21 protein-coding genes are annotated in these 17907 nt (G+C 71.7%); 9 read left to right on the forward strand and 12 right to left on the reverse strand.

Annotated elements, in window-relative coordinates; all coding sequences use genetic code 11:
- The first annotated feature begins 91 nt into the window (after window positions 1-91).
- Window positions 92-1567 carry a sensor histidine kinase gene (locus BIV23_RS30510; RefSeq protein WP_107471309.1) on the forward strand — a complete coding sequence of 492 codons (1476 nt, stop codon included), beginning with the start codon at window positions 92-94 and terminating at the stop codon, window positions 1565-1567.
- A gap of 213 nt (window positions 1568-1780) precedes the next feature.
- On the opposite strand, the gene BIV23_RS30515 is transcribed toward BIV23_RS30510, so the two are convergent.
- Together BIV23_RS30515 and BIV23_RS30520 are read right to left on the reverse strand one after the other, a co-directional pair.
- A complete protein-coding gene (locus BIV23_RS30515) occupies window positions 1781-2038 on the reverse strand; it encodes a WhiB family transcriptional regulator (protein ID WP_003992873.1) in 258 nt (85 codons plus the stop codon).
- 320 nt (window positions 2039-2358) lie between these two features.
- Window positions 2359-3327, reverse strand: a complete 969-nt coding sequence (locus BIV23_RS30520) for a diacylglycerol/lipid kinase family protein (protein ID WP_071384209.1) — start codon at window positions 3325-3327, stop codon at window positions 2359-2361.
- A 138-nt stretch (window positions 3328-3465) separates the two neighbouring features.
- Between BIV23_RS30520 and BIV23_RS30525 the strand changes: the two genes are divergently transcribed.
- Complete coding sequence (locus BIV23_RS30525; protein ID WP_071384210.1) at window positions 3466-3921, forward strand: hypothetical protein; 456 nt, start codon at window positions 3466-3468, stop codon at window positions 3919-3921.
- 28 nt (window positions 3922-3949) lie between these two features.
- Here BIV23_RS30525 and BIV23_RS30530 read toward each other — a convergent pair whose 3' ends face one another.
- The 3 genes from BIV23_RS30530 to BIV23_RS30540 form a co-directional block, all read right to left on the reverse strand.
- The gene (locus tag BIV23_RS30530) at window positions 3950-5098 is read right to left on the reverse strand and encodes an RNA polymerase sigma factor SigF (RefSeq protein ID WP_177240091.1); all 1149 of its coding nucleotides are present in this window, start codon (window positions 5096-5098) and stop codon (window positions 3950-3952) included.
- Window positions 5099-5118: 20 nt separating this feature from the next.
- Entirely contained in the window at window positions 5119-5535 is a 417-nt protein-coding gene (locus tag BIV23_RS30535; protein WP_031163342.1) for an ATP-binding protein, read from the reverse strand.
- A 262-nt stretch (window positions 5536-5797) separates the two neighbouring features.
- Window positions 5798-6058 (reverse strand): UBP-type zinc finger domain-containing protein, encoded by a 261-nt coding sequence (locus BIV23_RS30540; protein ID WP_071376515.1) that lies wholly within the window; start codon window positions 6056-6058, stop codon window positions 5798-5800.
- A 61-nt stretch (window positions 6059-6119) separates the two neighbouring features.
- On the opposite strand from BIV23_RS30540, the gene BIV23_RS30545 reads away from it, so the two are divergent.
- The gene (locus BIV23_RS30545; protein WP_071384212.1) at window positions 6120-7715 is read left to right on the forward strand and encodes a Na+/H+ antiporter; all 1596 of its coding nucleotides are present in this window, start codon (window positions 6120-6122) and stop codon (window positions 7713-7715) included.
- Here the strand turns inward: BIV23_RS30545 and BIV23_RS30550 are convergent.
- Both BIV23_RS30550 and BIV23_RS30555 read right to left on the reverse strand, forming a co-directional pair.
- Window positions 7712-8611, reverse strand: a complete 900-nt coding sequence (locus tag BIV23_RS30550) for a 1-aminocyclopropane-1-carboxylate deaminase/D-cysteine desulfhydrase (protein ID WP_071384213.1) — start codon at window positions 8609-8611, stop codon at window positions 7712-7714. The genes BIV23_RS30545 and BIV23_RS30550 overlap by 4 nt on opposite strands.
- A 41-nt stretch (window positions 8612-8652) precedes the next feature.
- Window positions 8653-9246 (reverse strand): N-acetylmuramoyl-L-alanine amidase, encoded by a 594-nt coding sequence (locus tag BIV23_RS30555; protein ID WP_071384214.1) that lies wholly within the window; start codon window positions 9244-9246, stop codon window positions 8653-8655.
- A gap of 279 nt (window positions 9247-9525) precedes the next feature.
- Between BIV23_RS30555 and BIV23_RS30560 the strand changes: the two genes are divergently transcribed.
- From BIV23_RS30560 to BIV23_RS30570, 3 genes are all read left to right on the forward strand, one after another.
- Window positions 9526-10932 (forward strand): family 2B encapsulin nanocompartment shell protein, encoded by a 1407-nt coding sequence (locus BIV23_RS30560; protein ID WP_071384215.1) that lies wholly within the window; start codon window positions 9526-9528, stop codon window positions 10930-10932.
- Between the two features lie 112 nt (window positions 10933-11044).
- The gene (locus BIV23_RS30565; protein WP_071384216.1) at window positions 11045-12250 is read left to right on the forward strand and encodes a family 2 encapsulin nanocompartment cargo protein polyprenyl transferase; all 1206 of its coding nucleotides are present in this window, start codon (window positions 11045-11047) and stop codon (window positions 12248-12250) included.
- Window positions 12251-12512: 262 nt separating this feature from the next.
- A complete protein-coding gene (locus BIV23_RS30570) occupies window positions 12513-12845 on the forward strand; it encodes a DUF952 domain-containing protein (protein WP_071384217.1) in 333 nt (110 codons plus the stop codon).
- 118 nt (window positions 12846-12963) lie between these two features.
- Here BIV23_RS30570 and BIV23_RS30575 read toward each other — a convergent pair whose 3' ends face one another.
- From BIV23_RS30575 to BIV23_RS30585, 3 genes are all read right to left on the reverse strand, one after another.
- Window positions 12964-13725 (reverse strand): VOC family protein, encoded by a 762-nt coding sequence (locus BIV23_RS30575; protein ID WP_071384218.1) that lies wholly within the window; start codon window positions 13723-13725, stop codon window positions 12964-12966.
- Window positions 13726-13790: 65 nt separating this feature from the next.
- Window positions 13791-14207, reverse strand: a complete 417-nt coding sequence (locus BIV23_RS30580; RefSeq protein WP_071384219.1) for a VOC family protein — start codon at window positions 14205-14207, stop codon at window positions 13791-13793.
- A gap of 102 nt (window positions 14208-14309) precedes the next feature.
- Entirely contained in the window at window positions 14310-14711 is a 402-nt protein-coding gene (locus tag BIV23_RS30585) for a helix-turn-helix transcriptional regulator (protein WP_071384220.1), read from the reverse strand.
- 157 nt (window positions 14712-14868) lie between these two features.
- Here BIV23_RS30585 and BIV23_RS30590 point away from each other — a divergent pair, with 157 nt between their 5' ends.
- Window positions 14869-16023 carry an inorganic phosphate transporter gene (locus BIV23_RS30590; protein ID WP_071384221.1) on the forward strand — a complete coding sequence of 385 codons (1155 nt, stop codon included), beginning with the start codon at window positions 14869-14871 and terminating at the stop codon, window positions 16021-16023.
- A gap of 17 nt (window positions 16024-16040) precedes the next feature.
- The gene (locus tag BIV23_RS30595; RefSeq protein WP_071384222.1) at window positions 16041-16283 is read left to right on the forward strand and encodes a hypothetical protein; all 243 of its coding nucleotides are present in this window, start codon (window positions 16041-16043) and stop codon (window positions 16281-16283) included.
- A 75-nt stretch (window positions 16284-16358) separates the two neighbouring features.
- On the opposite strand, the gene sodN is transcribed toward BIV23_RS30595, so the two are convergent.
- Window positions 16359-16754, reverse strand: a complete 396-nt coding sequence (sodN, locus tag BIV23_RS30600) for a superoxide dismutase, Ni (RefSeq protein WP_071376501.1) — start codon at window positions 16752-16754, stop codon at window positions 16359-16361.
- 145 nt (window positions 16755-16899) lie between these two features.
- Here sodN and sodX point away from each other — a divergent pair, with 145 nt between their 5' ends.
- The gene (gene sodX / locus BIV23_RS30605; protein WP_071384256.1) at window positions 16900-17334 is read left to right on the forward strand and encodes a nickel-type superoxide dismutase maturation protease; all 435 of its coding nucleotides are present in this window, start codon (window positions 16900-16902) and stop codon (window positions 17332-17334) included.
- On the opposite strand, the gene BIV23_RS30610 is transcribed toward sodX, so the two are convergent.
- Window positions 17238-17870, reverse strand: a complete 633-nt coding sequence (locus BIV23_RS30610) for a CGNR zinc finger domain-containing protein (RefSeq protein ID WP_071384223.1) — start codon at window positions 17868-17870, stop codon at window positions 17238-17240. The genes sodX and BIV23_RS30610 overlap by 97 nt on opposite strands.
- Between the last annotated feature and the right edge of the window lie 37 nt (window positions 17871-17907).

Genomic DNA, 17907 nt, shown 5'->3' on the forward strand with positions numbered 1-17907 from the left:
TGCGGTGCCGGGAGGGTTGAGGGTCCCTTCCAGGCGCCGCGGCCCGCGGGTGTTTTCGGCCACCTTCACACGTGCGAGTACGCTCACACACGTGCCCTCCATGAACGAACTGGTCCGCCAGCACACCGCCCTCGACGACTCCGACCTCGAGTGGCTGCACCTGCTGGTCTCGGAGTGGCAACTGCTCTCCGACCTGTCCTTCGCGGACCTGGTCCTGTGGGTCCCCACCCGGGACGGCACCCGGTACGTCTCGGTCGCCCAGATGCGCCCGAACACCGGCCCCACCTCCTACCAGGACGACATGGTCGGCCACCTCGTCCCGCGCGGCCGCCGGCCCATGCTGGACGCGGCCCTGGACGAGGGCCGGATCGTGCGCGAGGGCGACCCGGAGTGGCGCGAAGAGGTCCCCGTTCGGGTCGAGTCCATCCCCGTACGACGCGAGGGCCGCGTGCTCGGCGTGATCGCCCGCAACACCAACCTGCTCACCGTCCGCACCCCGAGCCGGCTGGAGCTGACCTACCTCCAGAGCGCCTCAGATCTCGCGCAGATGATCGCTGCAGGATCGTTCCCCTTCCCGGACCAGCAGGTGGACATGGACGCCTCGCCGCGCGCCGGCGACGGACTGATCCGGCTCGACGCGGACGGCATCGTCCAGTACGCGTCCCCGAACGCCCTGTCCGCCTACCACCGGCTCGGGCTCGCCGCCGACCTGGTCGGCCACCACCTCGGACAGACCACCGCCGAACTCGCCCCGACCCGCGGCCCGGTGGACGAGGCGCTGGTCAAGCTCGCGAGCGGCTGGGCGCCGCGCGAGTTCGAGATCGAGGCCCACGACGGGGTGATCCAGTTCCGGGCGATCCCGCTCAAGCCCAAGGGCACCCGGATCGGCTCGCTGGTGCTGTGCCGGGACGTCACCGAACTGCGGCGCCGCGAACGCGAGTTGATCACCAAGGACGCCACCATCCGGGAGATCCACCACCGGGTGAAGAACAACCTCCAGACGGTCGCCGCCCTGCTGCGCCTCCAGGCGCGGCGGATCGAGTCCGAGCGCGGCCGGGAGGCCCTGGAGGAGGCCGTGCGCCGGGTCGGCTCCATCGCGATCGTGCACGAGACGCTGTCCCAGAACCTGGACGAGCGCGTGGAGTTCGACGACATCGCCGACCGGGTACTGGCGATGGTCGCCGAGATCTCGCCGGGCAAGGTGGCCGGCCGGCGCACAGGATGCTTCGGGATCCTGGACGCCGAGGTCGCCACCCCGCTGTCCATGGTCCTCACCGAGGTCCTCCAGAACGCCCTGGAGCACGGCTTCCGCGAGGGCGACACCGGCACCGTCGAGGTCTCCGCGGTCCGCGGCGGTACGACGAAGGAGGCCCGGCTCCTGGTCACGGTCCAGGACGACGGCGTCGGCCTGCCCGAGGGCTTCGACCCGCACCGCTCGGGCAATCTCGGCCTGCAGATCGTACGGACGCTGGTGGAGGGCGAGTTGGGCGGCTCGTTCGACATGGTCCCGGCGCCGGAGCGGGGCACCCGGGTGATCCTCGACCTTCCGGTGCGGTCGCAGAAATAGCCGGCCGACAGCCTTTTCGTACAAGGGAGTTGGCCGGCTCGGCTGTGCACAGCAAAAAGCCCCGGACCGGTGTTGGTCCGAGGCTCGTGCTCGTTGCTGCTCTGCGTCATTGCTAAGCGCATCGGGGGATACTGCGCGCTGCGGCTCGGGGGCGGGAGATGCGTACGTGGTGTACGCGCCGCCAAGCTCAGGCTGTCAGCAGGGGTGGGTAGGTCAGGCGGAGGCCTGACGAGCCCGGTTGCGGGCGGCGCGGCGCTTCATGGCGCGGCGCTCGTCCTCGCTGAGACCACCCCAGACGCCGGAGTCCTGACCGGACTCGAGCGCCCACTGCAGACACTGCTCGATCACCGGGCAGCGACGGCAGACGGCCTTGGCTTCCTCGATCTGCAGCAGCGCAGGACCGGTGTTGCCGATGGGGAAGAAGAGCTCGGGGTCTTCCTCGCGGCAAACGGCGTTGTGACGCCAGTCCATGGCTGCTACCTCTCCTTGGTATTACATGCAGGTTGCTTGTGAATGTGAACGCTTTCACGAATCCCTCAACAAGTGAAGGGCCGACCGCCGAGATCTCCCCGGCGTGGTCCTGGGTTTGAAGAGGGGTTCTGTTGATCAGTGGAGGCCGGTGTTGCGGGCCGTCCCGATCGACACGTAGAGACTCGCAAACCTCGGCGACGGATACAACCCCTTCCGGAAAGTTTTTTTTGATTCCTCGGTGTCGACTAGGTCACAGCCGTACTTCCATGGGGTGGATCCTGGCCTAAACGTTCGAGTGAAAGGACTTTGGCCCGTTCCGCTCACACAATCACACGCAGTGCACGGCGAACGCCTGTGAACGTCACGCTCGTGCGCAGCCCAAGGTGGTCGCCGTCCATCTGCAAGGGCAGAGGCGCCTTCGAATGCAAGGTGAACTGGTCCAGATCGTGCAGTGAGTGGGCGTGCCTGCCATGGGGTCCGCGCTCGGGGGACGAAGTGAGCAACTGGGTGCCATACCGGGCAACCGCGGCCGTCGAGAGGCGGCTGAGACCGAGCACATCGAGGCCGGTGTCGAACGAGGCCTTAGGTGACGTATACATCGGGCGATTGCCGAGATACGTCCACGGGGCCGTGTTCGAGACTATGGCGACGACGAGTTCGGCGACCGGGTCCTCGCCGGCGCGTTCGAGCGTGATCAAGCCGTGCCGGCGGCTCGGCTCGCCGAGCCACTGCCGGACGACCTGACGGACGTAGAGCCCGTGCGTCGAGGTCTTGCCGCGTTCGCGCTGCTGCTCGACCCGGCCGACCACGCCCGCGTCGAAGCCGAGTCCGGCGTTGAAGGTGAACCAGCGGTCCGGGACCGCCTCGTCCTCGGTGCCGGGCGTGCCCGAGGTCAGCCCGAGTCCGACGACCCGCTCGCGTCGCTCGCGCAGCGCGTCCAGCAGGGCGCCGGTGGCCTCGACGGGATCGTTGGGCAGCCCCAGGGCGCGGGCGAAGACGTTGGTGGAGCCGCCGGGCACCACGGCGAGGCCGGGCAGGCGGTTCAGGTCGGGGCCGTCGTGCATGAGGCCGTTGACGACCTCGTTGACCGTGCCGTCGCCGCCGAGGGCCACCACGAGGTCGATGTCGTCGCTGTCCGCCGCCTGCCGCCCGAGGTCGCGCGCGTGCCCGCGGTACTGGGTGGTGACCGCCTCCAGCTTCATCTCGCTCGCCAGCGCGTGGAGCAGAACGTCACGCCTGCGTGCGCTTGTGGTGGTTGCCGCCGGATTGACCACGAGAAGTGCACGCATGGATGGCAGCGTACCTACTGGGTGGTACCCGGCGGACGCCGAGGTAGGGATCCGGTAAGAGAGAGGGTGTGAGCCCTGACACCCTCGGGCCCCCGGGTGGACGGAGGGCACCGGCGGGCAGACGGCTACCCTGCTGGGGTGAGCAGTGAGCAGAAAGCCGCCGCGGAAGCCGCGGACACCACCGAAGCCGTCGTCGGACCGCGTCCGAGCCGGCTGACCTACGCTGCCGTGCTCGCCGCACTGGAGGGCCTTGCCCTGGTGGCCGGCGGCCTGTGGATGGTCGTCCTCGGGATCTCCGGTGACGCCTCCGACCGGCAGCAGGGGATCTCCCTGGGGATCACCCTCCTCGTGCTCGCGCTGCTGCCGCTGCTCGCCGCGCGCGGTCTGCTGCTGCGGCGCGGCTGGAGCCGGGGCCCGGCGGTGATCACTCAGCTGATGGCGCTGCCGGTGGCCTACAGCCTGCTCAAGGCCGACAGCATGGCCGTCCCGGCCGGCATCGCCCTCGCGGTCGTCGCCGTCGTGGCGCTGGTGCTGCTCGTCAACCCTGCCACGACCCGGGCCCTGGGCATCAGGGGACCGGGCCGGAGCGAATAGCCGACCGCCCGGGGCTCGCTTATCGGGCTCACTCCTCCACGAGGAGCTTCTCCCGCAGCTGGGCCAGCGTGCGGGCCAGCAGCCGGGAGACGTGCATCTGGGAGATGCCGACCTCCTGCGCGATCTGCGACTGCGTCATGTTCCCGAAGAAGCGCAGCAGCAGGATGCGCTTCTCGCGTGGTGGCAGGTCCTCCAGCAGCGGCTTGAGGGACTCGCGGTACTCCACGCCCTCCAGCGCCTCGTCCTCGGCGCCGAGGGTGTCCGCGACCGCCGGGGACTCGTCGTCCGTGTCGGGGACGTCCAGGGACAGCGTGGAGTACGCGTTCGCGGACTCCAGGCCCTCCAGGACCTCCTCCTCGGAGATGGCGAGCTTCTCGGCCAGTTCGTGGACCGTGGGGGAGCGGCCGTGCAGCTGGGACAGCTCGGCCGTCGCCGTGGTCAGCGCGAGGCGCAGCTCCTGGAGCCGGCGCGGCACGCGCACCGCCCAGCCCTTGTCGCGGAAGTGCCGTTTGATCTCGCCGACGACGGTCGGGGTGGCGTACGTGGAGAACTCCACGCCGCGCTCCGGGTCGAACCGGTCGACGGACTTGATCAGACCGATCGTGGCGACCTGGGTGAGGTCGTCCAGCGGCTCGCCGCGATTGCGGAAGCGGCGCGCCAGGTGCTCCACGAGCGGCAGATGCATACGGACCAGCTGGTTGCGCAGCTCCGCGTACTCCGGGCTGCCCGCGTTCAGCTTGCGCAGCTCGACGAAGAGCGCACGTGCCCCGCTGCGGTCCTGGGGGCCGTGCTGGACGGCCTGCACGGCATCCGCGCCCGGCGCGTCGTCCTCGGCGTATCGCTCGTGCTCGCTCATCGTCCCGCCCGTAGCCCTTCCCCGAGCCCTCGCCCCCACGTGGACGGCGGTACCGGCGGCGCCGGATTCCGCCGGCGCCGCGCCCTGCACGGCACCGGCACCGCCGGGCCGCGCGGAGTCGTCCACCGGGTGTGGTCTGGCCTGCTCGGGGATGCCGTCGATGCCGTCCGCCATGCGCCGCGAACCGTCCCGGGGAGGTTCCCCGGACATGCCGCCCGTACCCCCGCTCTCGGTTCCGCTCGAGCGGGGGGACCCCCATGGCCAGGAGGCACCCCCGTCCCCGGACGGCAGCTCCCTTGTGCCGCGCTCTTCGTCCCGCACCGGACCGTCCCCGTTCTTCCTCACGCCGGGCCGGGGCCCGCGCCACGCTGTTTGTAGAGGCTGATCGACACGGTCTTGTCCTCGTCGACGGCGGACGAGACCTTGCCCGCGAGGGCCGACAGCACGGTCCAGGCGAAGGTGTCCCGCGAGGGGGCGTGACCATCCGTGGTCGGCGCCGCGACCGTGACTTCCAGCGAGTCGTCGACGAGCCGGAAGACACAGCTGAGCACGGAGCCGGGCACGGCCTGTTGGAGGAGGATCGCGCAGGCCTCGTCCACGGCGATGCGCAGGTCCTCGATCTCGTCCAGGGTGAAGTCCAAGCGGGCCGCGAGACCGGCCGTGGCCGTCCGCAGCACCGACAGGTAGGCACCCGCGGCCGGCAGCCGGACTTCCACGAAGTCCTGATTCGCCGTGGGCTCGCCTGCGATCTGGGACACCCTCACCTCCATGGTGGTACAAGCTCTACGGGGCCGAGGGTCGCCCCCCGGGGTAACGCGTACGTGGTTCCGCGGTGACGCTATCGCGCTCCGAACGGTCCTGTCCCCGGGACCCCAACCCCCTGGCGTCACTCACAGTAAAGCTGCGGATACGCTCCGTGTCTAGAGGGTCTGCGGGCCCAAATGGGAAGAGCGCGCGCCGGGTTGACGTACCCAGGCGTCCGACGCTCGAACCGTCGTACGGCCGCCACCTCATGCAGTGTCACACGAGGATGTGGTCCACGAAGCACCACCGCCAGTCCTCGCCGGGCTCGAAGGTCCGCATGACCGGGTGGCCGGACTCCCGGTGGTGTCCGGTCGCGTGCTGCCCCGGCGAGGAGTCGCAGCAGCCGACGTGACCACAGGTGAGACACAACCGCAGCTGCACCGGGTGTGTGCCGTCCCGCAGACACTCCGGGCAGGTCGCGGCGAGCGGCTCCGGTTCCGGGTGCGGCAGCGCGTCGGCGTGCGTGCACTGTTTCATGATTGCCAGATTACGACGGGTGTGCGGGTGACCGCGCGGAAAACGAGGGCGGGCGAGGACCATGGACGTGATGCCGCTGCTGTTGCTGGTGGCGGGCAGTGCGGGCATCGCGGGGGCCGCCCGGCGCACACCGGTGCCGGCGCCCCTGCTGCTGGTCGCGGTGGGCCTGGCGATCTCGTACGTGCCCGGGATCCCGCACTACACGCTGGACCCCGAGGTCGTCCTGCCGCTGGTGCTGCCCCCGCTGCTGTACAAGGAGGGCACCGAGAGCTCGTACCTCGATCTGCGGGCCCAGATGCGGCCCGTGGGGCTGCTGTCGATCGGGTACGTGCTCTTCGCGACCTTCGCCGTCGGCTGGGCCGCCTACCTCGTCGTCCCCGGACTGCCGCTGCCCGCCGCGCTGGTGCTCGGCGCCGTCGTCGCGCCGACCGACGCCGTCGCGGCCGCGGCGATCGCGCGCCGGGTCGGGCTGCCGTCCCGGATCACCACCATCCTCCAGGGCGAGTCCCTGCTCAACGACGCCACCGCGATCACCGCCTACAAGGTGGCCCTCGCCGCGGCCGTCGGCGAGGGTGCCACCTGGTCGGGCGGCTTCTGGGAGTTCCTGCGGGCCGCCGTCGGCGGTGTGCTCGTCGGACTGGTGCTCATGGTGCCGATCCACTGGCTGCGCACCCACCTGAAGGAGGCACTGCTCCAGAACACCCTCTCGCTGCTGATCCCGTTCGTCGCCTACGGCGTGGCCGAGCAGCTGCACGGCTCCGGTGTGCTCGCGGTCGTGGTGGTCGCGGTCTATCTCGGGCACCGCGCATGGGAGGTCGACTTCGCCACCCGGCTCCAGGAGGACGCGGTGTGGCGGATGGTCGCCTTCCTGCTGGAGTCGGCGGTCTTCGCGCTGATCGGCCTGCAGCTGCCGACCGTGCTCAAGGGGCTCGGCGCGTACCGGGGGGCCGACGCGGCCTGGTACGCGATCGCGGTCTTCGTCGTGGTCGTCGCGGCCCGGTTCGTGTGGGTGTTCCCGGCGGCCCTGCTGCCCCGCGTGCTCTCCCGCCGCATCCGCGAACGCGAGGACAGCCCCGGCTGGCGGGGGCCGGTCGTGACGTCGTGGGCCGCGATGCGCGGTGTGGTGTCCCTGGCCATCGCGTTCTCCATCCCGGTCGCGGTGCACGGCGGCGCCCCCTTCCCGCAGCGGAACCTGATCCTCTTCCTGACGTTCACCACGGTCATCGGCACGCTGGTCGTGCAGGGGCTGACGCTCGCGCCGCTGATCCGTCTGATGAGGTTCCCCGGCCGCGACCAGCAGGCCGAGACGCTCGCCGAGGCCAACGCCCAGGCGCAGGCCTCCCGGGCCGCCGAGCGGCGCCTCGACGACCTCCTCGACGACGAGCGCAACGCCCTGCCGCCGCCGCTCGCCGACCGCCTGCGCTCGGTCCTGGAACGCCGCCGCAACGCCGTCTGGGAGCGCCTCGGCCAGACCAACCCCGCCACCGGCGAGTCCGTGGACGAGACGTACCGGCGCCTCTCCCGCGAGATGATCAGTGCCGAGCGCGAGGTCTTCGTCAAGCTCCGCGACCACCGCTACATCGACGACGAGATGCTGCGCGCGCTGCTCAGACGCCTCGACCTGGAGGAGGCGGCGGCCTACCGGGAGGCGGGTTAGTCCTCCGGGAACGGCCGTCCGGTGACGACCGCCGTGATCGTCGTCCCGCGCGCGTAGGCGCCTTCTTCCGCGCGGGTGACAAGGGCGTAGAGCAACTTGGCGACATAGAGACGTTCGACGGGCAGTCCGTGACGGTCCTCGAAGTCCCGGGCGAATGCGTGCAGTTCGGGGGTCGTGCGCGCGTACCCGCCGAAATGGAAGCGCTCGTCGAGGGACCAGTCGCCGGTACGGCCGCCGAAGGCACGTTCCTGCAGTGCCTCGGTGTCGCCCTCCAGGAAGCCGCCCCTGAGGACGGGCACGCCGAGCGCGCTCTGCCCGGGGGCGAGTCCCGCGGCGAGTCCCGCCAGGGTGCCGCCGGTGCCGCAGGCGACGGCCACGACGTCCGTGTGCCCGCGCAGCTCCTCGCCGAGGGCCCGGCAGCCGTGCACGGCCGCGCTGTTGCTGCCGCCCTCGGGGACGACGTACGCCTCCTCGGCGTCGGCCGCGCGCAGGACCGCGGCCAGGGTCTCCGGCTCGGTCTTGCGGCGATACGTCGATCTGTCGACGAACTGCAGCCGCATGCCGTGGGCCGCGCACCGGGCGAGGGACGGGTTGAGCGGGCGTCCGGCCAGCTCCTCGCCGCGCACCACACCCGTGGTCGGCAGCCCGAGCAGGCGGCCCGCGGCGGCGGTGGCCCGCAGATGGTTGGACCAGGCCCCGCCGAAGGTGACCAGCGGCCGCCCGCCCGCCGCAGCGATGTTCGGCACCAGCTTGCGCCACTTGTTGCCGATCAGCTCGGGGTGGATGAGATCGTCCCGTTTGAGCAGCAGGCGCAGGCCGTGCCGCTCGAACCGCTCGTCCCGTATCTCGTGGAGAGGGGAGGGAAGGCGGGGCGCGAGGGAGTCGGGGCCGGTCACACCTCATTGTCGCCCGGCGCGGCTGCCCGGCCGCACCGGCGCTACCCCTTCAGCCGCCCCCCGACCCGCGTGCGCAGCCAGTCCATCGTGAAGCCCCGCGGGTCCACCTTCCCCGGCTGCCACTCCAGATGCCCGATGACCGAGCGCTCCGTCCAGCCGTGCCGCCGGCACACCGCTGCCGCCGCGCGCGTGATCGCCTCCAGCTGGGCGTCCGGCCAGGGGTCCGCGCCGGTGCCGAGGTTCTCGCACTCGAAGCCGTAGAAGTGCCGGTTGCCGTCGGTGTCCGCCGCGTTGTCCGGCGGCAGCGTCCGCTCGGCGATCACCGCGCGCAGCACGTCGTCGTCGCCGAGCCCGGCATGGTCGGCACGGCCGTAGCCGACCAGGTGGACCGTGCCGTCCTTGGTGACCACGCCGTGGCACAGCGGGCCCGGCTGCGCCCGGTAGCCGTCCCGGCAGAGCCGCACCGTGGCCGCGCTGCCCCGGGTCACCGTGTGATGGATCATCACGCCGTGCACCGGACCCCACGGGCCCTTGTGGTTGCGATGGTGGTGCCGCCAGTCGCCGACCTCGACGACCGTGACGCCCTCGGCCCGCAGAACGTCCAGAAACGTGCTCGCGGACATGGGTGGGGCCATAACGCCTCCTTCGTGTTCGCTCCATCCTGTGGCGGGCCCCTACCGAAAAACGGATGTCCCGGACACCTCGTTCGCGCGCTGTGCGAGCCGATCCGGACAGCCTGCACGTGCAGAAAGGACCTGTGAGCTGTATGAGGTCCCCTTTCATGCCCAGCCGTCCGATGATCCAATCCCGCTCTTTCGGGTAATGGCGACGACACGTTCCGTGATGGAAGGCTCGGTCCCGAGACCGGTGCCCGTGTGATCCGGCACCAGCCATACATGGGAGGACATTTCCTTATGTCGGTAGGCGAAGAGGTCCGCACGGACGAGGGCAAGCCGCAGCAGTCCCTCGGGACAGCGGCCGCGCGGAACCTGGCCACCACCACCAAGTCCGTTCCGCAGATGCAGGAGATCAGCTCCCGCTGGCTGCTGCGCACGCTCCCGTGGGTGGACCTCAAGGGCGGCACGTACCGCGTCAACAGGCGCCTGGCGTACACCGTCGGCGACGGCCGCATCACCTTCGTGAAGACAGGAGACCAGGTCCAGGTCATCCCGGCCGAACTGGGCGAGCTGCAGGCCCTGCGCGCGTACGGCGACGAGGAGGTGCTGTCGGAGCTGGCCCGGCGCTGCCGCCAGCGCGACTTCGCTCCCGGGGAAGTCATCGCCGACTTCGGCAACCCGGCCAACGAGGTGTACCTGCTGGCGCACGGCAGGGTCGCGAAGGTCGGCACCGGCCCCTACGGCGACGACGCCGTCCTCGGAGTCCTCGCCGACGGCGCCTACTTCGGCGAGGCGGCGCTGCTGGACCCGGACGCCATCTGGGAGTTCACCGTCCGCGCGGACACCCCCACCACCGTGCTCATCCTCAGCCGCCAGGACTTCGAGCAGGTCGCGGAGCGCTCGGACAGCCTGCGCGGGCACCTGGAGCAGCTGCGCGCGGTGCCCGAGCAGCGGACCAACAAGTACGGCGAGAAGGAGGTCGAGCTGAAGGCCGGCCACACCGGCGAGCCCGACATCCCGCACACCTTCGTCGACTACGAGCCGAGCCCGCGCGAGTACGAGCTGAGCATCGCCCAGACCGTGCTGCGCATCCACACGCGCGTGGCCGACCTGTACAACCAGCCGATGAACCAGACCGAGCAGCAGCTGCGGCTCACGGTCGAGGCGCTCAAGGAGCGCCAGGAGCACGAGCTGATCAACAACCGCGACTTCGGCCTGCTCAACAACTGCGAGTACGACCAGCGGATCCAGCCGCACGACGGCGTGCCCAGCCCGGACGACATGGACGAGCTGCTCAGCCGCCGCCGCAGCACCAAGCTGTTCCTGGCCCACCCGCGCGCGATCGCCGCGTTCGGGCGCGAGCTGAACAAGCGCGGCCTGGTCCCCGAGAGCATCGACGTCAACGGCAACCGCATCCCGACCTGGCGCGGTGTGCCGATCTACCCGTGCAACAAGATCCCGGTCACCGAGCAGCGCACCACGTCGATCATCGCGATGCGCACCGGCGAGGACGAGCAGGGCGTGATCGGCCTGCGGCAGTCGGGCATCCCGGACGAGATCGAGCCGAGCCTCTCGGTGCGGTTCATGGGGATCAACGAACAGGCCATCATCAACTACCTGGTGACGGCCTACTACTCGGCCGCCGTGCTGGTGCCGGACGCGCTCGGGGTACTGGAGAACGTCGAGATCGGCCGGTGGGGGTGACGTTTCCGCACTTCGGGGCCGTGTTCCCGCCCGCCCGCGCGGGTAGACCCTCGGCACACGTGCCCGGTCGGTCCGGCGACGCCGGCGTCCGGGGACCTGGCGAGGGGGAGACATGGCCGAGTTCATGACGGAGACCGAAGAGCGTTCCCCCGCCGTGCCGCACCCCGGCACGGCGGGGGAGGCCCCGGGGGACACGCACGCCAAGCAGAAGACGCAGGACGCCCAGCTCGGGCGGAGCGGGCAGGACAGGGCGGAGAACGGCGACGGCGGTCCGGCCGATGGTGCGGAGGGCCACGAGGCGGCGGCGCTGCTGGAGCGCACCAGGGCCGTGGTCGACCCCGAGCTGCGCGCGGCACTCGAATCACTGCCCGGCTCCCTGCGCCGCATCGCCCTCTACCACTTCGGCTGGCAGCACGTCGACGGCAGCCCGGCGGAGGCGGGCGGCGGCAAGGCCATAAGGCCCGCGCTCGTCCTGGCCGCGGCAGCCGCCCTCGGCGGCCCGGCGGCCCGCACGGCGGCCGTCCCGGCGGCGGTGGCGGTCGAACTGGTCCACAACTTCACGCTGTTGCACGACGACGTGATGGACCGGGACACCTCCCGCCGGCACCGCCCCACGGCCTGGACGGTGTTCGGCGACACCGACGCGATCCTCGCCGGGGACGCCCTGCTGGCCCTGGCCCTGCGGCTGCTCGCCGAGGACCCGCACCCGGCCGGCGGCCCGGCCGCGGCCCGGCTCGCGAGCTGCGTGGTGGAGCTGTGCGCCGGGGAGCACACCGACACCGACCTGGAACACCGTGCACCGGACGAGGTCACCCTCGACGAGGTGCTGGCCATGGCCGAGGCGAAGACCGGGGCTCTGCTGGGCTGCGCCTGTGCCCTCGGCGCGCTGTACGCGGGCGCGGGGCCCCAGGAGGTCGCCGCGCTGGACGACTTCGGCCGCCAGGCCGGGCTCGCCTTCCAGCTGATCGACGACGTCATCGGCATATGGGGCGACCCGCGGCGCACCGGGAAGCCCGCCGGGGCGGACCTCGCGGCCCGGAAGAAGTCGCTGCCGGTGGTGGCGGCGCTCGCGTCCGGTACGCAGGCGGCGGCCGAGCTGACCGAGCTGTACGCCACGCCGTACGTCACCGGGGACGCCGACGGCATCGCGCGGACGGCGCTGGCCGTGGAGCGGGCCGGCGGCCGGGACTGGGCGCAGACCGAGGCGGCCGACCGGATGGCCCGCGCCATGCAGGAGCTGGCCCGCGCGGTTCCCGGCCCGGAGGCGGCGGAAGGCCTGCTGGCGCTCGCCGAGTTCGTGACCCGGCGCAGCGCGTAGGGCTCCGCCGGGGGCGCCGTGAGGGGAGGCGCCGCGAGGTGCCGTCGGTCGGCTGCGGCGCCGTCGTGGCCGGTCGCGCCCGCGCGGCGGCAGCCGGAGAGACCCCGGACCCCGGTCGCCGTGCGGCTCCTGACCCCGTGCGGCGACCGGGGCTCCGGTCAGGCGGTCCCCGCACATCCCCACAGTGTGCGGGGCCCGCCGCTGTGCGCGGGTCGACGGAGAGCCGTATGGTCCCGGAGCGCCGACGCCGTACCGTAAGCGCATGCCGAAACTGCCCCCCATCTTCCACATCACCGAACGCTCCCTGTGGGAAGCGGCCCGCGAGCGCGGCAGCTACGAGGTGTCCACGCGCGGCCGCACTCTTCAGGAAGAGGGCTTCATCCACTTCTCCACGCGCGAACAGCTCCCGCGCGTCGCCGCCTTCCTCTACGGCGACTACGACGGCCCGGACGAACTGGTCGTGCTCGTCGTGGACCCGGCCCTGGTCGGCGTGCCGGTGAAGTACGAGGCCATGGAGCCGGACGGCGAGGAGTTCCCGCACGTGTACGGGCCGCTGCCCGCCGACGCGGTGGTGGAGGTGCAGCCCTGGGGGTGAGGGCGCGGGGGCGTGCGCCGGCGGAACGGGCCCGTCACCGCGCCGGCGCGGGTGCGTGCCCGCCGCGCTCGCCGGCCGACCGGGGCACGGCATCCGGGCACGCCGCACTCGTGTGCTTCTACGCGCCGCCGTCCCGGTGAGCGGTCGGCAGGCCGCCCGTCTCCGGGTCGCGGCCGGTCAGGCAGTAGACGCCGCCGGCCGGGTCGCGCATCACCGACCAGTGCGGGCCGTGCGACACCGGGACGGCTCCCAGCTCCTCGTGCCGGGCCCGGACCGCGGGGATGTCCGCGCAGGCGAGGTCGAGATGGGCGGCGGCGGGTCGCTCGGAGCCGAGCCGCTGGAGCAGGATCCGCACGGGCAGTCCCGCCGGCGGCCGCAGCGTCTCGAACTCCGGCCGGGACCCGGCCAGCCGCTCCCAGCCCGTCAGCGCGGCCCAGAAGTCCGACTCGGCGGCGTACGCGGACGGCGGGATGTCGAGGCAGACCTGGTCCAGCCGGCTGCCCGCCGTCACGGGCGGCCGTACCGCCTCGCCGTGCCAGGGCACCAGGCAGAACAACTGCCCGGCGGGGGAACGCAGTACGGCCCGGTCGCCGTGGTCCCCGACCGGGTCCGCACCGAGGGCGCGGGCCGCCCCGGCCGACTCCCGCACGTCCTCCACGCACAGGTCGAGATGGGCGCCGCCGTCCCCCTCGGCGAGCCCCTGGAGCTTCACACACGCGTCCGCCCCGGTGGCCGGGTCGGGCAGCAGGGTCAGGAACTCGCCCCGCTCGCCCCGGGGTTCGGACGGCCGGGTGCCGGTGACCGCGGTCCAGAAGGCGCGGGCCTCGGACAGCCGGCCGGCGGGACGGTCGGCGAAGGCGTACGTCCAGCGAATGATCATGTCCCGGAGTGTAGGCGCGAACTCCCGCACCGTCGCCGGGAATGCACCGCGCCCGCTGCCGTCTCCTACTCCGCGGGCCGCTGGAGGAAGCGCAGCTGGTTGCCCGCCGGGTCGCGGAAGGCGCAGTCGCGCACCCCGTACGGCTGGTCGGTCGGCTCCTGGAGCACGTCGGCGCCGGACTCGCGCACCCGCTCGAACAGGGCGTCGCAGTCCTCGGTCGTGAAGATGACGCCCCGGAGCATGCCCTTGGCGAGCAGTTCGGCCATCGCCTGCCGGTCGGCGGGGGAGGCGTCGGGGTTCGCGCCCGGGGGCTCCAGCACGATCTCGACGTCCGGCTGGAGCGGCGAGCCCAGCGTCACCCAGCGCATGCCCTCGAAGCCCACGTCGTTGCGGACCTCCAGGCCGAGCACGTCGCGGTAGAAGGCGAGCGCCTTGTCGTGGTCGTCCACCGAGATGAAGCACTGCTTGAGTTTCACGTCCATGACCTCACGCTAGGCCCGTGCGGGCGCGGACGCGCGGGACTCGGTGCGGCGGGGCGGACACGGGATACGGTACGGCGGGGCGGACGCCGAGGTGCCGGGGGGTCAGTACGGTCTGCGGCGCGGGCGGGTGAACGTACGGGCCACGCAGGACGGGATCACCGCGCTCTCCTCGTGGTCCCGGGCGCGGTAGGCGCTCGGTGTCTCCCCGACCAGCTCGGTGAAGCGGGAGCTGAAGGAGCCGAGCGACGTACAGCCCACGGCGAGGCACACCTCGGTCACCGTGAGGTCGCCCCGGCGCAGCAGTGCCTTGGCCCGCTCGATCCTGCGCGTCATCAGATAGCTGTACGGCGTCTCGCCGAAGGCCTTGCGAAAGCTGCGCTGGAAGTGGCCCGGGGACATGTGGGCGCCCCGGGCCAGCTCGGTCATGTCCAGCGGCTCGGCGTACTCACGATCCATCCGGTCGCGCACGCGGCGCAGCCGTCTGAGGTCCTCCAGCACGGTCATCGATGCCTCCACGGTCGCGTTCACAGCGTGGCACAGGGCACTGACACCGGGAGATACGACGTTTCCGCACACGAGCGCACAACAGAGTCCCCCATCTTCGACACGCCGTTCGCCTTCAGTTCTCCGTACATTGGCCTGCCCTTGTCAGCCTTGCGGAATGGACCACATCACGTTCCTCGTGGCGGTCGTCATCGTCACGGCTCTGGCGTTCGACTTCACGAACGGATTCCACGACACCGCGAACGCGATGGCCACCTCCATCGCCACCGGTGCGCTCAGACCGCGTATAGCGGTCCTGGTCAGTGGAGTCCTCAACATCGTCGGCGCCTTCCTGTCCACCGAGGTCGCGAAGACGATCTCCGGCGGGATCGTGGACGACGCACTGGTCAGCCCAGCGATGATCTTCGCGGGGCTGGTCGGGGCGATCCTGTGGAACCTGGTGACCTGGCTCGCCGGACTCCCCTCCAGCTCCTCCCACGCCCTCTTCGGCGGTCTGATCGGCGCGGTCTGGGTCGGCGCGGGTTCGCACGGCGTGCACCTCGACAAGGTTGTCGAGAAGGTGCTCCTCCCCGCGGTGGTCTCCCCGGTCGTAGCCGGTGTCGCGGCGCTGGTGGCCACCTACCTCGCCTACAGGCTCAGCGCCCGCGCCCGCCAGGACTCGGTGACGAAGGGCTTCCGGCTCGGCCAGATCGCCTCCGCCTCCCTGGTCTCGCTGGCCCACGGCACGAACGACGCGCAGAAGACCATGGGCGTCATCACGCTGACCCTGATCTCGGCGGGCGCGCTCGGCCATGACGCGGGCCCGCCGGTGTGGGTGATCGGCTCGGCGGGCGTGGCCATCGGCCTCGGCACCTACCTGGGCGGCTGGCGGATCATCCGCACCATGGGCAAGGGCCTCGCGGAGATCCAGTCCCCGCAGGGCTTCGCCGCCGAGACCGCGTCCACGGCGGTGATCCTCACCTCCGCCCACCTCGGCTTCGCGCTGTCCACCACGCAGGTCGCCTCCGGCAGCATCCTCGGCGCGGGCCTGGGCCGCCGGCTCGCGGAGGTCCGCTGGGGCGTGGCCGGCCGCATGGTGCTGGCCTGGCTGATCACGCTGCCCGCGGCGGCGCTGGTCGGCGGCCTCGCGGCGAGCGTCGTCAAGCACGGCGGCGACGTCGGTACGGCCGTGATCGCGCTGGTCGCCCTGGCCCTCGCCGGGGTCATCGTCGCCGCGTCCCGCCGCAACCCGGTGCGCGCCGACAACGTCAACGACCACCACGAGGTCGCCCTTCGCACCTCGGCCCCGACCAAGGTCGGCACGGCCGCCTGAACCCCCGGGAGTCCCCCATGCATGTCGACTGGTCCGCCCTCGGCCGCGTGGCCGCGGTCAGCCTCGGCGTCACGGTCGCCGTGGTCGTCGTCTTCACCCTCGGCGTCCTCGGCCTGTCCCGCGCCGACGCCGCGCGCGACGGCGCGGGCGGCGCCGGCGCAGGCGGCGCGGCCGGCCGCGCCCAGGCAGGCCTGTGCTTCCTCGCCTGCGCGGCGGTGGTGGCGTACGGGATCTACTTGATCGTGCCGCAGTTCCACTGAGCCGGTGCACGGACAAGCAGGCGCCCGGTCGACGAACCGACCGGGCGCCTTGTCAGCCATCTCAACCAAAGAGATTCAGGCCTTCTTCGTCTCCCAGAAGATCTTGTCGATCTGGGCGATGTAGTCCAGAGCCTTCTGACCGGTCGCCGGGTCGGTCGACGCCTTGGCGGCCGACAGGGCCTTCAGGGTGTCGTTGACCAGCTGGTGCAGCTCCGGGTACTTCTCGAAGTGCGGGGCCTTGAAGTAGTCGCTCCACAGCACGGAGACGTGGTGCTTCGCGAGCTCCGCGCGCTGCTCCTTGATGATGGTGGCACGCGCCTGGAAGTGGGCGTCGTCGTTGGCGGCCATCTTCTCCTGCACGGCCTTCACCGACTCCGCCTCGATGCGGGCCTGGGCCGGGTCGTAAACGCCGCAGGGCAGGTCGCAGTGGGCGCTGACCTTGACCTTGGGGGCAAACAGGCGGGAAAGCATGGAGCATTCCTTCCTCGTGATCGTCTTCTCAGGTGCGACATTACTCCCTGAGGAAGGCGATTTCTCGGGTGCCCCCTAGGGCTTAGGACAAAAGTCCAGGGTGAGACTGAGACTGGTGGAGGAACGGACCGGGGAGGTGCCGGGGATGCCGGAGCTGTCACAGGAGACCGAACGGGGGAGGGCCGGGGCGCCGTTCGGGCTGGCCGAGGTGACGGGACCGTCCATGGTGCCCACGCTCCGGCACGGGGACCGGCTGCTGCTGCGGTACGGGGCGGTGGTGCGGCCGGGGGACGTCGTCGTGCTGCGGCATCCGTTCCAGCAGGACCTGCTCGTCGTCAAGCGGGCCGTGGAACGGCGCGAGGGCGGCTGGTGGGTGCTCGGGGACAACCCCTACGCGGGCGGGGACAGCACCGACTACGGGGTCGTGCCGGACGAACTGGTCCTGGGCAAGGCGTACTTCAGGTACCGGCCGCGGCCCGCCGGTCAGCGCTCGCCGCTGGCGCTGGCGCGCTGGGTCTTCTCGGCCGCGCGGCCGCTGCTGCCCGACCGGTCGGCCTCCAGGCGCTTGCGGGCCCGGTAGGCGGCCACGTTGGCGCGGGTCGCGCAGCGGTCCGAGCAGTAGCGCCGGGAGCGGTTGGTGGAGGTGTCGAGGTAGGCGTTGCGGCACGGGGCCGCCTCGCACAGGCCCAGGCGGTCGACGCCGTACTCGGTGAGGTGGAAGGCCAGGCCCATCGCCGCGATGGCCGCGTAGCCCGCGGTGGGGTTGGACGGGTGGTCGGCCAGGTGCATGTGCCACAGCGGGCGGCCGTCCTCGTCCCGGAAGTCGTGTCCGGAGATCTGGGGGCTGACCGGGAACTCCAGGAGCAGTGAGTTCAGCAGGTCCACGGCCAGCGTCTCGTTGTCCTGGTCCGCCGCCTCGAAGACGGCGCGCAGCCGCGCCCGCACCGAGCGGAAGCGGGTGACGTCGGCGTCGGTGGCGCGCCGGGCCGTGGAGGAGTTGCCGGCGCCGAACAGCTCGCGGACGGCCTCGACCGAGGTCAGGGAGTCCTTCCCTCGCGCCGGCTCCTCGCTGTTGACGAGACGGACGGCGTAATCCGAGTAATAGGCCAGTTCCACTTGTAGTCCTTACCGGGGCGCTCTATGGTCGTGTCTG

Source organism: Streptomyces monashensis (assembly GCF_001866665.1).
GTDB classification, from domain to species: domain Bacteria; phylum Actinomycetota; class Actinomycetes; order Streptomycetales; family Streptomycetaceae; genus Streptomyces; species Streptomyces monashensis.

What these genes read in the sequence shown, in the direction of transcription:
- BIV23_RS30515 (WP_003992873.1), bottom strand. Translation starts at nt 2,038, where the DNA reads ATGGACTGGCGTCACAACGCCGTTTGCCGCGAGGAAGACCCCGAGCTC.
- BIV23_RS30520 (WP_071384209.1), bottom strand. Translation starts at nt 3,327, where the DNA reads ATGCGTGCACTTCTCGTGGTCAATCCGGCGGCAACCACCACAAGCGCA.
- BIV23_RS30540 (WP_071376515.1), bottom strand. Translation starts at nt 6,058, where the DNA reads ATGAAACAGTGCACGCACGCCGACGCGCTGCCGCACCCGGAACCGGAG.
- BIV23_RS30545 (WP_071384212.1), top strand. Translation starts at nt 6,120, where the DNA reads ATGGACGTGATGCCGCTGCTGTTGCTGGTGGCGGGCAGTGCGGGCATC.
- BIV23_RS30555 (WP_071384214.1), bottom strand. Translation starts at nt 9,246, where the DNA reads ATGGCCCCACCCATGTCCGCGAGCACGTTTCTGGACGTTCTGCGGGCC.
- BIV23_RS30560 (WP_071384215.1), top strand. Translation starts at nt 9,526, where the DNA reads ATGTCGGTAGGCGAAGAGGTCCGCACGGACGAGGGCAAGCCGCAGCAG.
- BIV23_RS30565 (WP_071384216.1), top strand. Translation starts at nt 11,045, where the DNA reads ATGGCCGAGTTCATGACGGAGACCGAAGAGCGTTCCCCCGCCGTGCCG.
- BIV23_RS30570 (WP_071384217.1), top strand. Translation starts at nt 12,513, where the DNA reads ATGCCGAAACTGCCCCCCATCTTCCACATCACCGAACGCTCCCTGTGG.
- BIV23_RS30575 (WP_071384218.1), bottom strand. Translation starts at nt 13,725, where the DNA reads ATGATCATTCGCTGGACGTACGCCTTCGCCGACCGTCCCGCCGGCCGG.
- BIV23_RS30580 (WP_071384219.1), bottom strand. Translation starts at nt 14,207, where the DNA reads ATGGACGTGAAACTCAAGCAGTGCTTCATCTCGGTGGACGACCACGAC.
- BIV23_RS30585 (WP_071384220.1), bottom strand. Translation starts at nt 14,711, where the DNA reads ATGACCGTGCTGGAGGACCTCAGACGGCTGCGCCGCGTGCGCGACCGG.
- BIV23_RS30590 (WP_071384221.1), top strand. Translation starts at nt 14,869, where the DNA reads ATGGACCACATCACGTTCCTCGTGGCGGTCGTCATCGTCACGGCTCTG.
- BIV23_RS30595 (WP_071384222.1), top strand. Translation starts at nt 16,041, where the DNA reads ATGCATGTCGACTGGTCCGCCCTCGGCCGCGTGGCCGCGGTCAGCCTC.
- sodN (WP_071376501.1), bottom strand. Translation starts at nt 16,754, where the DNA reads ATGCTTTCCCGCCTGTTTGCCCCCAAGGTCAAGGTCAGCGCCCACTGC.
- sodX (WP_071384256.1), top strand. Translation starts at nt 16,900, where the DNA reads ATGCCGGAGCTGTCACAGGAGACCGAACGGGGGAGGGCCGGGGCGCCG.